This is a genomic window from Citrobacter sp. 506, assembly GCF_050434985.1.
GTDB classification, from domain to species: Bacteria; Pseudomonadota; Gammaproteobacteria; order Enterobacterales; family Enterobacteriaceae; genus Citrobacter; species Citrobacter braakii.
This window is the reverse complement of sequence record NZ_JBNDJN010000003.1, coordinates 70596-84659: the sequence shown is the minus strand read 5'-3', so window position 1 is coordinate 84659 and position 14064 is coordinate 70596. Positions and strand designations below refer to the sequence as shown.

The following is a 14064-nucleotide window of genomic DNA, read 5'->3' as shown; positions in this document are numbered from 1 at the left end:
GGAGCGCATCATGTATAACCCATGGAGCAAAACACGAGCGCAAAGCTGGTATCAAGATCAACCCTGGGGCTGCGGTTTTAACTACTTGCCGCGCACCGCGGTTAACTGGCTCGAAATGTGGCAGGCAGAGAGTTTCGATAGCAGCACTATCGATCAGGAACTCGGCTGGGCCAGCCAGTATGGCTATAACCAGCTACGAACAAATTTACCGTTTACCGTCTGGCAGCATGACCGCGATGGGCTGCTCGAGCGCATTGATCTCTTCCTGAACATTGCCCGTAGCCACGGCATAAAAGTGATGCTGACGCTGCTCGACGACTGCGCTTTTTCCGGTGATGAGCCCGTTATCGGCCAGCAAAAGGCGCCAGTTCCCGGCGTTCACAATAGCCAGGCAGCGGGTAGCCCAGGCCGTGCCTACGTGCTGGACCGACGCTGTTGGCCGCAAATTGAAGCCTACGTCAGAGATATCATCCGTTACTTTCGCCATGACTCACGTATCAGCGTCTGGGATTTATATAATGAGCCAGGCAACGGCGGGATTTTTTGTCATACTGGCGAATTTACCCACTATGACGATAGGCTGGAAATTTACGCCTTAACCTTGATGACCCATCTGTTTGGCTGGGCACGGCAGGAGTCACCGTCTCAACCGTTGACCGTAGCGGCCTGGCATATTGACGATCGCACTGCGTGCGGGAATGCGTTTACGCATCCTGTTGATATCGCCGCGCTGCGGCTTTCCGATGTGATTAGCTACCATGCCTACGTCGATACCCCAGGCCAGTTGTCTCTTCTGTCGCAGTTGGCCGAATTTGGCAGGCCGCTCTTTTGTACCGAGTGGCTGGCACGCCATGTTGATAGCCGAATAGAAGAGCAGCTACCGCTGTTTAGCGCCCAGCGCGTTTCCAGCTTTCACTGGGGGTTGGTACAAGGGAAAACGCAAACCTGGTTGCCGTGGCCGGATATCCCGCTTGACGAAGCGACGGCACCGCTATGGTTTCATGATGTGCTGAAGCCGGATGGTTCGCCTTATAGCGAAAGTGAGATGCAGATGGTACGTAGGCTTAACCCCGCAGAATAAGGCCAAAAAAGCTCCTCTGGCGACTTTACAGTACCTTACGCTATACTAGCTTCTGAATTTACCGGCTCAACGCCACGAGCCGGTTTTCACATGGATTTATCAACTTCTCCCTTCCGAGGATCTGGCCTTAACGGTCGGATAAGATATGTTAAACAGTATTTTAGTCATTCTCTGCCTGATCGCCGTGAGTGCGTTTTTCTCGATATCCGAGATCTCGCTTGCTGCATCACGCAAAATAAAACTTAAACTGCTTGCCGATGAAGGCAACGTAAACGCACAACGTGTTTTGAAGATGCAGGAAAACCCCGGCATGTTTTTTACCGTCGTGCAAATTGGCCTTAACGCGGTCGCTATTCTCGGTGGTATTGTCGGTGATGCGGCATTCTCCCCGGCGTTTTACAGCCTTTTCTCGAAGTACTTCACTCCAGAGCTGTCCGAACAGTTAAGCTTTATTCTGTCGTTCTCGCTGGTTACTGGCCTGTTCATCCTGTTCGCGGATTTAACTCCGAAACGCATCGGTATGATTGCGCCAGAAGCTGTGGCTTTGCGTATCATCAACCCGATGCGCTTCTGCCTGCTCGTCTTCCGCCCGCTGGTGTGGTTCTTTAACGGTCTGGCAAATAACATCTTCCGTCTGTTTAAGATCCCGATGGTGCGTAAAGACGACATCACCTCGGACGATATTTACGCCGTGGTCGAAGCGGGTGCGTTGGCAGGGGTTCTGCGTAAGCAGGAACATGAGCTGATTGAAAATGTGTTCGAACTGGAATCCCGTACCGTACCGTCTTCCATGACCTCGCGCGAGAATATTATCTGGTTCGATCTCCACGAAGATGAGCAAAGCCTGAAGAACAAGGTGGCGGAACATCCACACTCCAAATTCCTGGTGTGTAACGAAGATATCGACCACATCATTGGCTATGTCGATTCAAAGGATCTCCTCAACCGCGTACTGGCGAACCAAAGCATGGCGCTGAACAGTGGCGTACAGATCCGCAATACGCTGATTGTGCCGGATACGCTGACGCTCTCTGAAGCGCTGGAAAGCTTCAAAACCGCAGGCGAAGACTTTGCCGTCATCATGAACGAGTACGCGCTGGTGGTGGGGATTATCACGCTCAACGACGTTATGACTACGCTGATGGGCGATTTAGTCGGTCAGGGTCTGGAAGAGCAGATCGTGGCGCGCGATGAAAACTCATGGTTAGTCGATGGCGGTACGCCGATTGATGACGTTATGCGCGTCCTGGATATCGATGAGTTCCCGCAGTCCGGCAACTATGAAACCATCGGCGGCTTTATGATGTTCATGCTGCGTAAAATCCCGAAACGCACCGACTCGGTGAAGTATTCAGGCTACAAATTTGAAGTGGTGGATATCGATAACTACAAGATTGATCAGCTGCTGGTGACGCGTCTGGACAGTAAACCTACCGTACTGGTACCGAAACTGCCGGATGCAAAAGAAGAGGCAAAGGCGTCTTAGCGTCCTGCAGAAACATCAACGGCTCCCATCCAGGAGCCGTTTTTTTAACTACCGCATAGCACTTTGATCAAGCCATCTCAGTTTGCAGACGCAAGACCTGACGGTTAACTTCGGACATCACGGAAAAATGCAGTTTGTCCTTCACTTTTGGGATAAGAATCTTACCCTTATCAAATTCAAAAGCGCCTACATCCTTGATATATAACCGTCCACGAAACAGGATCTTCACGTACTTCGCCACCTGCAGCGGGTTGTATCGTTGGAAAATTTTCATTGTTGTCTCCTGCTGAGCATTACGCCTTTGCGGTACCACAATCGGTCCGACAATCCTCAGGCGCAAATTTTAATGCCCTATGACTATAGACTATCTCGCTCATGTTTCCAGCGTGTATAAGTTTATTTACCTTCAGGTTACAAATATTCAGAATTATCTTTTCAACGCTTCGCTGTCTTCAGTATAAGCCTTCATTTTTCGCAGGATTTGTGCGCCCGTCCGCAAACTGGCATCGCGCTTGCGGGAAAAAGCATCAATCGCACATATGATTAAATTCCAGACCCAAGTGGTCGGATCACCTGCAAAATAAAGAAAGAAGGAAAACCTATGACCTTACAAAAACTGCTGGCGCTGTCGTGCCTGCTGCTGCCGATGATTGCCTGTGCGCATTCGTTTGAGACTAACCAGCGCGTACCGCCGGTGGGGATCGCCGATCGCGGCGAACTGATTCTCGATAACGATAAGTTTAGCTACAAAAGCTGGAATAGCGCGCAGCTGCCAGGGAAAGTGCGAATTGTGCAACACATTGCCGGACGCACCTCCGCCAAAGAGAAAAATGCTACGCTGATCGAGGCAATCAAGGCGGCCAACCTGCCGCACGACAAATACCAGACCACCACGATCGTCAACACCGATGACGCTATTCCTGGCTCCGGTATGTTTGTGCGCAGCAGTCTGGAGAGCAATAAGAAGCTCTACCCGTGGTCACAATTTATTGTCGACAGTAATGGCATTGCGCGTAAAGCCTGGCAACTGGATGAAGAGAGCTCCGCTATCGCCGTACTTGACAAGGACGGACGCGTTCAGTGGGCAAAAGATGGTGCGTTGACGCAGGAAGAGGTGCAGCAGGTTATTGCCCTGCTGCACAAATTACTCAGTAAATAGCAACGCGGAAGCCGGGGTTGAGGAATGATTCACGTGGGGTGTAATCCAGAGATTTCCCCTGCCAGTCGTGAACGTGCGCCCCGGCTGCGGCGGCAACGGCGTGGCCAGCGGCAGTGTCCCATACGTTAGTTGGCCCAAAACGTGGGTACAGCTGTGCCTGCCCTTCCGCCACCAGGCAGAACTTCAGCGATGAGCCAATCGACGTGGTCTGGTGCTCACCCAACTGTTGCAGATACTCTTTTAACTCATTGTCAGCATGCGAGCGGCTAATCACCACCAACGGCGGACGCGCGTCACGAACATGGATTTGTTTGCGCACGCCGCACTCTTCTTTCCACGCTTTACCTTCTGCCGCGCTGTACATCACTTTCATCACCGGCGCGTAAACCACGCCCAGTACCGGCTTTCCTTGCTCGATAAGCGCAATATTGACGGTGAATTCACCGTTACGCTTAATGAACTCTTTGGTACCGTCCAGCGGGTCTACCAGCCAGTAGCGCTGCCAGTGCTGGCGAACATCCCAGCCAGGAGGCGCTTCTTCAGACAGGACCGGAATATCCGGCGTCAGCGCCAGTAATCCTTCGAGGATCACCGTATGCGCGGCGATATCCGCCGCCGTGACCGGAGAATCGTCCTGCTTGCTGGTGATCTCCATCGGTTTGATTCCATCGTAGACCTGCATAATGGCATCGCCCGCATTCCGTGCAAGCTGGCATACATGTTCTAACATTCTCCACCTCGTTTCTGTCGTGGTGTTAACTCGTTGTTTTACTTATACCCGATCGCCAAAGGATCCGCCAACTGTGATAGCGTCTGCGGTTTTAAACGCTATATTCATGTCATGATTCACAGTTCTGTAAGCAAGAAGATTTATATACATTTTCTTTTGTGGCTTAGATCTTAAAAGGATGCCCCTGATGATTAAGTTTAGTGCAACGTTTCTGGCCACGCTGATTGCAGCCAGCGTCAATGCCGCGACCGTCGATCTGCGTATAATGGAAACCACTGATTTACATAGCAATATGATGGATTTCGATTATTACAAAGATACGCCGACTGAAAAATTTGGCCTGGTTCGTACGGCAAGCCTGATCAACGCAGCACGTGGTGAAGTCAAAAACAGCGTGCTGGTTGATAACGGTGATCTGATTCAGGGCAGCCCGCTCGGGGATTATATGGCGGCCAAGGGGCTGAAAGCGGGCGAAACGCATCCGGTATATAAGGCACTGAATACGCTGGATTACGCCGTGGGTAACCTTGGCAACCATGAATTTAACTACGGTCTTGAGTATCTGCACAACGCGCTCGCCGGGGCGAAGTTCCCTTACGTTAACGCCAATATCATCGACGTTAAGACCAAAAAGCCGCTGTTTACTCCTTATCTGATCAAAGAGACTGAGGTTGTCGATCAGGAAGGAAACAAGCAGACGCTGAAAATTGGCTATATCGGTTTTGTGCCGCCGCAGATCATGACCTGGGATAAAGCCAACCTCAGCGGCAAAGTGACGGTGAATGACATTACGGAAACCGCACGTAAATACGTGCCGGAAATGCGAGCCAAAGGTGCCGATGTCGTGGTGGTGGTTGCTCACTCCGGGCTTTCTGCCGACCCATACCAGGCGATGGCGGAAAACTCCGTTTACTACCTCAGTGAAGTTCCGGGCGTGGATGCCATTATGTTTGGTCACGCTCACGCCGTTTTCCCGGGGAAAGACTTTGCCAACATCAAAGGCGCAGATATCACAACAGGTACGCTCAATGGCGTTCCTGCGGTGATGCCGGGCATGTGGGGCGATCACCTGGGCGTGGTGGATTTAGTACTGAATAACGACAGCGGTAAATGGCAGGTTACGCAGGGGAAAGCGCAGGCGCGCCCGATTTATGACGCCGCGGCCAAAAAATCACTGGCTGGCGAAGACCAAAAAATTGTTGAGATCCTAAAAGCCGATCACGATGCCACGCGTGAGTTTGTCAGCAAGCCAATCGGTAAATCTGCCGACAACATGTACAGCTATCTGGCGCTGGTTCAGGACGACCCGACCGTGCAGGTGGTGAATAATGCGCAGAAAGCCTATGTGGAACATTTTATCCAGGGCGATCCAGACCTGGCGAAACTCCCGGTACTTTCCGCCGCTGCACCGTTTAAAGTCGGTGGACGCAAGAACGATCCGGCCAGCTTTGTCGAAGTCGAAAAAGGTCAGCTTACCTTCCGTAACGCCGCTGATTTGTATCTCTATCCCAATACCCTGGTCGTGGTGAAAGCCAGCGGTAAAGAGGTGAAAGAGTGGCTGGAATGTTCTGCCGGGCAGTTTAATCAGATTGATATCCACAGCAGCAAACCACAGTCGTTAATTAACTGGGATGGCTTCCGTACCTATAACTTCGACGTGATTGACGGCGTGAATTATCAGATTGATGTTTCACAACCCGCTCGCTATGACGGTGAATGCCAGACGATTAACCCGCAAGCGGAGCGTATTAAAAATCTGACCTTTAACGATAAACCGATCGATCCGAACGCAACCTTCCTCGTCGCGACCAACAACTACCGCGCCTACGGCGGTAAGTTTGCCGGGACCGGCGACAGCCACATCGCGTTTGCATCACCAGATGAAAACCGCTCGGTACTGGCAGCATGGATAGGTTCCCAGACAAAGAGCGCAGGCGAAATTCATCCGGCGGCAGATAACAACTGGCGTCTGGCGCCGATTCACAGCGAGACACAACTGGATATTCGCTTTGAAACATCACCGTCTGATAAAGCCGCTGCGTTTATCAAAGAGAAAGGCCAGTATCCACTGAAGAAAGTCGCTACCGATGACATCGGCTTCGCCATTTATCAGTTGGATTTGAGTAAGTAAGACCACGCCGGGTGGCGCTGCGCCATCCGGCAAGCCCGACCGGGTCGTTTACGTTGATGCCGGGACGTCTTCGTTCTTAACGGTATGATTTGCCAAAACCTGCGGCAAATTCACCTCTATCCAGTCCGCCAGCGCTGCGACTTTTTCGCTCACCTGCTCACCCAACGGTGTCAGGCTATACTCCACATGCGGCGGTACCACCGGATATGACACCCGATTGATAAACCCGTCCTGTTCTAACGCCTGCAGGGATTGCGCCAGCATTTTTTCACTGACGCCGCCCATCTTACGGCGCAAATCGCTGAAACGGTGCGTACCGTCGCGCAGCGCCACCAGAATCAATACACCCCAGCGGCTGGTGACGTGTTTTAACACCTCGCGGGAGGGACACTGCTCGGCAAACAAGTTGCCATCACGTAATTGCTGGGAGAGCGTCAAAGCTGTCATTTTCATACTAACCTTTTTGTACGTACTTACTAAAAGTAAGTTTAGGTGTTAATGTGATTAAACACAAGACCAATACCAAAGGAGTTATCCTATGATCGCGATTACTGGTGCCACTGGCCAACTGGGCCAACACGTTATTGAAACGCTACTGAAAACCGTTCCTGCCAGCCAGATTGTGGCTATTGTGCGTAATCCTGCTAAAGCGACGGCGCTTAGCCAGCAGGGCATTACCGTTCGTCAGGCGGATTACAGCGATGAAGCTGCCTTTACCACGGCCTTACAGGGGATAGACAAGTTACTGCTAATCTCCTCCAGCGAAGTGGGACAACGTGCCCCGCAGCATCGCAACGTGATTAACGCGGCGAAAGCGGCCCACGTGAAATTTATCGCCTACACCAGCCTGCTGCACGCCGATCGCTCCCCGCTGGGGCTGGCTGATGAGCATGTCGCAACCGAGAAGATGCTGGCTGAATCCGGTATCGCGTACGCGCTGCTGCGTAACGGTTGGTACACCGAAAACTATCTCGCCAGCGCACCAGCCGCGCTGGAACACGGCGTGTTTATTGGGGCGGCGGGAGAAGGCAAAATCGCCTCGGCGACCCGTGCCGACTATGCCGCTGCCGCCGCGCGCGTCATCAGTGAAGACGGTCATGCCGGTAAAATCTATGAACTGGCGGGCGACGCAGGCTGGCCCCTGAGCCAGCTGGCGGCCGAACTGGCAAAACAGAGCGGTAAAAAAGTGGTGTATCAAAACCTGAGCGAAGCTGATTTTGCCGCCGCGCTGAAAGGTGTTGGTCTGCCTGCCGGACTGGCGGACATGCTGGCTGACTCAGACGTCGGTGCCTCTAAAGGTGGCCTCTTCGACGACAGCCATACGCTGAGCAAACTGATTGGTCGCCCAACCACGTCGCTGGCAGACAGCGTCAAAGGCATCGTGTAAGTGTTAAAAATTAGTTAATTGTGGTGGCATCCCCGCGCATCCTCTCTGATAATGACATGATGATGCGTGGGGAGAGAAGACGTGCAAGGTGTACCTGAGCAGTTTATTGATGAGAAAGACAGCGCTCGCTTTCGCCATCTGGCACAGGTGCCGGGCGTTGAGCTGTATCATGCGCACATCTCGCGTTACGCCTTTGAACCCCACACCCATGAAGCGTTTGGTATTGGCGCGATAGAAGCCGGAGCCGAACGTTTTCGCTATCGCGGCACGCAGTACGTGGCCCCCGCCCATTCTGTCGTCACCATGAATCCCGATGAGCTACATACCGGCGAAGCGGAAACCGCCGACGGCTGGCGCTATCGGATGATCTATCTTGAGCCCGATCTTCTGGAAGAAGTCACCGGGATCCGCCACTGGTGGTTTCATGACGTAACGCGTCACGATCCGCTACGCTCGCGCCAGATCTGCTCGCTGATCCATGGCCTGTGGAACACTGAGGATCCGCTGGCGCAAAAAGGGTTATTACTCGATCTGATCGACACGTTCCAGCCGCTGGCCCGCCATGCGCCGGTATTACCGGAGGGAGCGCATCGCTTTGAGCGGGTACGCGAGTATTTGCACGATAATTATATGCACCCGGTCACGCTCGACGAACTGGCGCGTGTTGCAGCGCTGAGTCCCTGGCATTTTCAGCGCCAGTTTAAATCTCATTTCCACGTCACGCCGCACCAGATGCTGATGGCGATCCGCCTGTGGCGAGCCAAAGGTTTTCTCACTCACGGAATGCCCGCCGCGGAGGTCGCTGCCGCAACCGGCCTCACCGACCAGTCGCATCTCACCCGCGCGTTTACCCATCGCTACGGTATTACGCCGGTACGTTATCAGAAACAAGTCGTCCGGCGTTGAACAGCAATCTCATACAATACGGCTGCATTTTTCCTGCCTACACTCGACTTATTGTTAAGCGATGTGGATGTCAAAAATGATTAGCGGCGTGTTGTATGCCCTGCTGGCTGGGCTGATGTGGGGATTAATTTTTGTTGGGCCGCTGATCGTACCGGAATATCCGGCGGTATTGCAGTCGATGGGGCGCTATCTGGCTCTGGGGCTGATAGCGTTGCCGATTGCCTGGCTGGGGCGTGTGCGCTTGCGTCAGTTGACGCGTAAAGACTGGGTCACTGCGCTGGCGCTAACGATGATGGGTAATCTGATTTATTACGTTTGCCTGGCAAGCGCCATCCAGCGCACTGGCGCGCCGGTTTCAACGATGATTATTGGTACATTGCCGGTTGTGATCCCGGTCTTCGCTAACCTGCTCTACAGCCAGCGCGACGGCAAATTATCATGGTGGCGTCTGTCGCCTGCGCTGGTGCTGATTGGTATCGGTCTGCTGTGCGTGAATATCTCGGAGCTGAATCAAGGCTTACCCGACTTTAGCGGCTGGCGTTATGGTTCTGGAATCGCGCTGGCGCTGATCTCGGTAGTGTGTTGGGCGTGGTATGCGCTGCGTAATGCCCGCTGGCTGCGCGAGAATCCAGATAAGCACCCGATGATGTGGGCGACGGCCCAGGCACTGGTAACGTTGCCTGTTTCTCTGCTCGGTTATATTGCAGCCTGCCTGTGGCTGAACGGGCAAACGCCGGACTTTGCCCTGCCCTTCGGCCCGCGTCCGGGCGTGTTTATCGGCCTGATGATAGCGATTGCGGTATTGTGTTCGTGGGTTGGCGCACTGTGCTGGAACGTCGCCAGCCAAAAATTGCCGACGGTGATCCTCGGCCCGCTGATTGTCTTCGAAACGCTGGCTGGCCTGGTGTACACCTTTATCCTGCGCCAGGAATTCCCGCCGCTGCTGACGGTAAGCGGCATTGCGCTGCTGATTGTTGGGGTGGTGATAGCCGTCAGAGCCAAACCACAGAAACCAAGCGTCGTCGTGGTTCCACAATCATAATGGCCCGGACGGCGCTGCGCTAATCCGACCTACAAGATATTATTTTGTAGGCCGGAGTAGACGTTAAACTTTAAACACCGCTACGGTCTGATTCAGTCGTGCTGCCTGCTCTTCGAGCGCGGCGGCGGCGGAAGCGGACTCCTCCACCAGCGAGGCGTTTTGCTGCGTCACGCGATCCATCTCGGCAACTGCCTGACCTACCTGATCGATACCCCGGCTCTGTTCATCAGAAGCCGAGGCTATCTCGCCCATGATGTCGGTCACACGGGTCACGGCGCTCACAATTTCCGCCATCGTTTCACCCGCTTCATGCACCAGCGCCGTACCGGCATTCACCCGATTCCCCGAGTCATCAATCAGCGCCTTAATCTCTTTCGCCGCCTGAGCGCTACGCTGTGCCAGTGTACGGACCTCGCCAGCGACCACGGCAAACCCGCGCCCCTGCTCGCCCGCACGCGCCGCTTCTACTGCCGCGTTCAGCGCCAGAATATTAGTCTGGAAGGCAATGCCGTCGATAACATTGGTAATTTGCGCGATTTTGCTGGAACTGGTGGCGATTTCATCCATCGTACGCACCACGCCATCAACCACGGTTCCGCCTTTCTGCGCCGTCTGTGAGGCATTTTTTGCCAGACTGGTCGCCTGACGCGCGTTATCCGCGTTCTGTTTCACGGTAGCGGTGAGTTGTTCCATGCTGGCAGCAGTCTCTTCCAGAGAGGCGGCCTGCTGCTCGGTACGTGAAGAGAGATCGTTACTGCCGGCGGCAATTTCACCTGCGCCGGTATAGATGGTGTCAGCCCCGTCACGCACCACGCTGACTGTGTTCGCCAGCGCCTGCTGCATGTCGCGAACGTTGACTGCCAGCAGCGCCATCTCATTGCTGCCATCGGCGTTGATGCTGTGCGTCAAATCACCCGCAGCAATGTGGCGAATATGCCCCATCACTTCGTGGAGAGGCTTGAGCAGCACTCGCTGCATCGCCAGCCAGCTGGCGATAATCACGGTGACGACAATCAGCATCACGGCAGACAGCATCCAGATTATCTTCTGGTAATCACTCTCATTGTCCTGCACCCCGGCAGTGGCCAGCGCCGTTTGCGCGCTACGCCATTCCCGATAGACTTCCTGCATGGCCGTTTGCTTTTGCTCGGCATTCTGCTTGAACATCTCTTCCAGCTTACCTTCAGCCAGCAGCGCGTTCATTTTAGCCAGCGTCGCAGAATAGATGCCGTACTGCTCTTCCAGTCGATCGGCCAGATGTTCATCAAGCCCCGGCGTTTCCGGCAGGGCGTAGTATTTATCGTAATGCTCTTTCGATTCGGCCAACAGGCGATTTGCCGTGTTCACCAGTTCCTTCAACTGACCGCCGTTAATCTCGCTGGCCATCGTTCCCTGTAAACGCAACATGCCCCGGTTGAGCGTGACGCGAGCCTGGTTCAGGCTAATCCACGCATCGGTAAACTCGGCCACGTTCTGGCTGGAAAGCTGAGAGACGTTAAAGTTTTGCTTATCGTTATTGAGCGCGCCAATAAAGACGCCCGCGGAGATGAGCTGCATCGCGCCCAGGGCGAGTAACACGGTGATAAGTAGGGTTATCACTTTGATTCGTTTAAACATCTGTAGCCTTTTATTATGCAGGTATTGTCTGAGGTCTAACTATCGGCAGCGGCGTGCGCTTATTTAATCCTGTCGCGCGGCTTTTTTCGCCATCCCTCTCCTTTCTAATAAGATTCAGCACCTTAACGAAACAAGAAATTTTCGTGACATTCCTCACAAAACACCCCACCCCGAAAGGGTTATATCCTTCGCCATAAGTTGCATTTAAAATACATCTTATATTATTGAGAATGAGGTAACGGCAATGTCTTATCGCGATCAACCTTTAGGTGAACTGGCGCTCTCTATTCCTCGCGCTTCGGCCCTGTTTCGTAAATACGATATGGATTACTGCTGCGGCGGTAAGCAAACGCTAGCACGCGCTGCTGCGCGTAAAGAGCTGGATTTAGACGTTATTGAGGCACAGCTCGCGCAGTTGGCTGAACAGCCGCTGGAGAAAGACTGGCGTACCGTGGCACTGGCTGAAATCATCGATCATATCATCGTGCGTTATCACGACAGACACCGCGAACAGCTACCGGAACTGATCCTGCAGGCCACGAAAGTTGAACGCGTTCACGCAGATAAACCGAACGTACCACGCGGTCTGGCGAAAAACCTGACCATGCTGCATGAAGAGCTGTCCAGCCACATGATGAAAGAAGAGCAGATCCTGTTCCCGATGATCAAACAGGGCATGGGTAGCCAGGCGATGGGACCAATCAGCGTGATGGAAAGCGAACATGACGATGCCGGTGAACTGGTCGAAGTGATCAAACACATCACCCATAACGTGACGCCGCCGCCAGAAGCCTGCACCACCTGGAAAGCCATGTATAACGGCATTAACGAGATGATCGACGACTTGATGGAACACATCAGTCTGGAAAATAATGTGTTGTTCCCGCGAGCTCTCGCCGGGGAGTAAAGATATCGCCGGATAGCGCTAACGCGTATCCGGCCTACGGAATTCAGGCCCGGTAAGCATCGCGCTACCGGGCACTAAAATTAACGCATACCTGCCATACGTTTCTTACCGATAAACAACCAACCCAGACCCAGCGCGATGAACCACAGCGGCGTCACGATCAGCGCCTGACGGGTATCATCTTCCAGCGTCAGCAGTACCAGTACGAAGACGAAGAACGCCATACATACCCAGCACATCAGCTTGCCTAGCGGCATCTTGTAGATTGATTTTTCATGCAGGTGCGGACGCTGCTTGCGGTACACCAGGTACGAGCAAAGAATGATGGTCCAGACGAACATGAACAAAATCGCCGACACGGTGGTGATCATGGTGAACGCGCCAATCACGCTCGGGTTCACGTAAAGCATCACCACGCCGCCCAGCAGACAGATACAGGAGAAGGTTAAACCTTTCGCCGGAACTGCGCGTTTAGACAGTTTGGCAAATGCTTTAGGCGCTACGCCTTCCTGTGCCAGGCCGAACAGCATACGGCTGGTAGAGAACACGCCACTGTTTGCGGAAGAGGCAGCTGAAGTCAGCACCACAAAGTTGATCAGGCTCGCCGCGGCAGGCAGACCGACCAGCACAAACAGTTCAACGAATGGGCTCTTGGTTGGCACTACCGAGCTCCACGGTGTTACGGACATAATCACGATCAGCGCAAAAACGTAGAACATGATGATACGGATCGGAATCGAGTTAATGGCGCGCGGCAGAGATTTCTCCGGGTCCTTGGTTTCCGCTGCGGTCGTTCCCACCAGCTCAATACCCACAAACGCGAACACGGCTATCTGGAAGCCAGCAAAGAAGCCGCTCAGACCTTTCGGGAACCAGCCACCGTCATTCCACAGATGCGTGAACGATGCCTGAACGCCGGTTGGCGACTGGAAGTGCGTCAACACCATCACCAGACCAACGACAATCAGGCCGATGATGGCGACGATTTTGATCATCGCAAACCAGAACTCCATCTCTCCGAACATTTTTACAGTGGCAAGGTTGAGGCTCAGCAGCAGCACGATCACCGCCAGCGAGGCAACCCAGTCTGAAAGTTCGGGGAACCAGAATTGCGCATACGCCGTAATGGCGACAACGTCTGCCATCCCGGTAACAACCCAGCAGAACCAGTAAGTCCAGCCGGTAAAATACCCGGCCCATGGCCCGAGCAGATCAGAGGCGAAATCACTAAAAGATTTGTACTCCAGATTCGAGAGCAGCAATTCACCCATTGCACGCATCACGAAAAACAGCATAAAACCGATAATCATATACACAAAGATGATCGACGGTCCGGCGAGGCTGATGGTTTTACCAGAGCCCATAAACAGGCCGGTACCAATAGCACCACCAATGGCAATAAGTTGAATATGACGGTTTGTGAGATTGCGCCGTAGCGACTGTTCAGACGAAGCCTCTTCAGCGGCGTCGACTTTTACCTGATCTACCATGTTTTTTCTTCCTGTACCTGTCTGTGTTGTTCAGGCTCTACGGCCTTTAGTGTGTCTATGATACGACGTTCCTGATTATCAGGACTCATCGATATTAGGTAAGAATTGGCGGGATGAATACTAAGATT

13 protein-coding genes are annotated in these 14064 nt (G+C 53.4%); 8 read left to right on the top strand and 5 right to left on the bottom strand.

Annotation, left to right across the window (positions count from 1 at the left end; all coding sequences use genetic code 11):
- Nucleotides 1-10: 10 nt before the first annotated feature.
- Nucleotides 11-1081: a 1,4-beta-xylanase gene (locus ABIE10_RS13380; RefSeq protein WP_235117263.1), complete on the top strand. Its 1071-nt coding sequence runs from the start codon at nt 11-13 to the stop codon at nt 1079-1081.
- 145 nt (nt 1082-1226) lie between these two features.
- Nucleotides 1227-2567 (top strand): hemolysin family protein, encoded by a 1341-nt coding sequence (locus ABIE10_RS13375; RefSeq protein ID WP_003830418.1) that lies wholly within the window; start codon nt 1227-1229, stop codon nt 2565-2567.
- 67 nt (nt 2568-2634) lie between these two features.
- On the opposite strand, the gene ABIE10_RS13370 is transcribed toward ABIE10_RS13375, so the two are convergent.
- On the bottom strand, nt 2635-2841 hold the full coding sequence (locus ABIE10_RS13370) for a DUF1107 domain-containing protein (protein ID WP_003025710.1): 207 nt from the start codon (nt 2839-2841) through the stop codon (nt 2635-2637).
- 327 nt (nt 2842-3168) lie between these two features.
- Here ABIE10_RS13370 and ABIE10_RS13365 point away from each other — a divergent pair, with 327 nt between their 5' ends.
- Nucleotides 3169-3726: a YtfJ family protein gene (locus ABIE10_RS13365; RefSeq protein WP_016151446.1), complete on the top strand. Its 558-nt coding sequence runs from the start codon at nt 3169-3171 to the stop codon at nt 3724-3726.
- On the opposite strand, the gene cysQ is transcribed toward ABIE10_RS13365, so the two are convergent.
- Nucleotides 3716-4456 (bottom strand): 3'(2'),5'-bisphosphate nucleotidase CysQ, encoded by a 741-nt coding sequence (cysQ, locus tag ABIE10_RS13360; protein WP_016151445.1) that lies wholly within the window; start codon nt 4454-4456, stop codon nt 3716-3718. The genes ABIE10_RS13365 and cysQ overlap by 11 nt on opposite strands.
- 187 nt (nt 4457-4643) lie before the next feature.
- Here cysQ and cpdB point away from each other — a divergent pair, with 187 nt between their 5' ends.
- Nucleotides 4644-6587 carry a 2',3'-cyclic-nucleotide 2'-phosphodiesterase gene (cpdB, locus tag ABIE10_RS13355; protein WP_019078216.1) on the top strand — a complete coding sequence of 648 codons (1944 nt, stop codon included), beginning with the start codon at nt 4644-4646 and terminating at the stop codon, nt 6585-6587.
- 48 nt (nt 6588-6635) lie between these two features.
- On the opposite strand, the gene ABIE10_RS13350 is transcribed toward cpdB, so the two are convergent.
- On the bottom strand, nt 6636-7040 hold the full coding sequence (locus ABIE10_RS13350) for a winged helix-turn-helix transcriptional regulator (RefSeq protein ID WP_047358571.1): 405 nt from the start codon (nt 7038-7040) through the stop codon (nt 6636-6638).
- An 85-nt stretch (nt 7041-7125) separates the two neighbouring features.
- Here ABIE10_RS13350 and ABIE10_RS13345 point away from each other — a divergent pair, with 85 nt between their 5' ends.
- From ABIE10_RS13345 to ABIE10_RS13335, 3 genes are all read left to right on the top strand, one after another.
- Complete coding sequence (locus ABIE10_RS13345; protein ID WP_429156012.1) at nt 7126-7974, top strand: SDR family oxidoreductase; 849 nt, start codon at nt 7126-7128, stop codon at nt 7972-7974.
- 81 nt (nt 7975-8055) lie between these two features.
- Nucleotides 8056-8880, top strand: coding sequence for an AraC family transcriptional regulator (locus tag ABIE10_RS13340; protein WP_016155523.1), 825 nt, complete (start codon nt 8056-8058; stop codon nt 8878-8880).
- 76 nt (nt 8881-8956) lie between these two features.
- Nucleotides 8957-9922 (top strand): DMT family transporter, encoded by a 966-nt coding sequence (locus ABIE10_RS13335; RefSeq protein WP_016151440.1) that lies wholly within the window; start codon nt 8957-8959, stop codon nt 9920-9922.
- 63 nt (nt 9923-9985) lie between these two features.
- On the opposite strand, the gene ABIE10_RS13330 is transcribed toward ABIE10_RS13335, so the two are convergent.
- Nucleotides 9986-11539: a methyl-accepting chemotaxis protein gene (locus ABIE10_RS13330; protein ID WP_200108320.1), complete on the bottom strand. Its 1554-nt coding sequence runs from the start codon at nt 11537-11539 to the stop codon at nt 9986-9988.
- Nucleotides 11540-11783: 244 nt separating this feature from the next.
- Here ABIE10_RS13330 and ytfE point away from each other — a divergent pair, with 244 nt between their 5' ends.
- Nucleotides 11784-12446, top strand: a complete 663-nt coding sequence (gene ytfE, locus ABIE10_RS13325; RefSeq protein ID WP_003025690.1) for an iron-sulfur cluster repair protein YtfE — start codon at nt 11784-11786, stop codon at nt 12444-12446.
- 80 nt (nt 12447-12526) lie between these two features.
- Here the strand turns inward: ytfE and cycA are convergent, their stop codons facing one another.
- Nucleotides 12527-13936: a D-serine/D-alanine/glycine transporter gene (gene cycA, locus ABIE10_RS13320; RefSeq protein WP_016151437.1), complete on the bottom strand. Its 1410-nt coding sequence runs from the start codon at nt 13934-13936 to the stop codon at nt 12527-12529.
- Nucleotides 13937-14064 lie beyond the last annotated feature (128 nt).

What these genes read in the sequence shown, in the direction of transcription:
- ABIE10_RS13380 (WP_235117263.1), top strand. Translation starts at nt 11, where the DNA reads ATGTATAACCCATGGAGCAAAACACGAGCGCAAAGCTGGTATCAAGAT.
- ABIE10_RS13375 (WP_003830418.1), top strand. Translation starts at nt 1,227, where the DNA reads ATGTTAAACAGTATTTTAGTCATTCTCTGCCTGATCGCCGTGAGTGCG.
- ABIE10_RS13370 (WP_003025710.1), bottom strand. Translation starts at nt 2,841, where the DNA reads ATGAAAATTTTCCAACGATACAACCCGCTGCAGGTGGCGAAGTACGTG.
- ABIE10_RS13365 (WP_016151446.1), top strand. Translation starts at nt 3,169, where the DNA reads ATGACCTTACAAAAACTGCTGGCGCTGTCGTGCCTGCTGCTGCCGATG.
- cysQ (WP_016151445.1), bottom strand. Translation starts at nt 4,456, where the DNA reads ATGTTAGAACATGTATGCCAGCTTGCACGGAATGCGGGCGATGCCATT.
- cpdB (WP_019078216.1), top strand. Translation starts at nt 4,644, where the DNA reads ATGATTAAGTTTAGTGCAACGTTTCTGGCCACGCTGATTGCAGCCAGC.
- ABIE10_RS13350 (WP_047358571.1), bottom strand. Translation starts at nt 7,040, where the DNA reads ATGAAAATGACAGCTTTGACGCTCTCCCAGCAATTACGTGATGGCAAC.
- ABIE10_RS13345 (WP_429156012.1), top strand. Translation starts at nt 7,126, where the DNA reads ATGATCGCGATTACTGGTGCCACTGGCCAACTGGGCCAACACGTTATT.
- ABIE10_RS13335 (WP_016151440.1), top strand. Translation starts at nt 8,957, where the DNA reads ATGATTAGCGGCGTGTTGTATGCCCTGCTGGCTGGGCTGATGTGGGGA.
- ABIE10_RS13330 (WP_200108320.1), bottom strand. Translation starts at nt 11,539, where the DNA reads ATGTTTAAACGAATCAAAGTGATAACCCTACTTATCACCGTGTTACTC.
- ytfE (WP_003025690.1), top strand. Translation starts at nt 11,784, where the DNA reads ATGTCTTATCGCGATCAACCTTTAGGTGAACTGGCGCTCTCTATTCCT.
- cycA (WP_016151437.1), bottom strand. Translation starts at nt 13,936, where the DNA reads ATGGTAGATCAGGTAAAAGTCGACGCCGCTGAAGAGGCTTCGTCTGAA.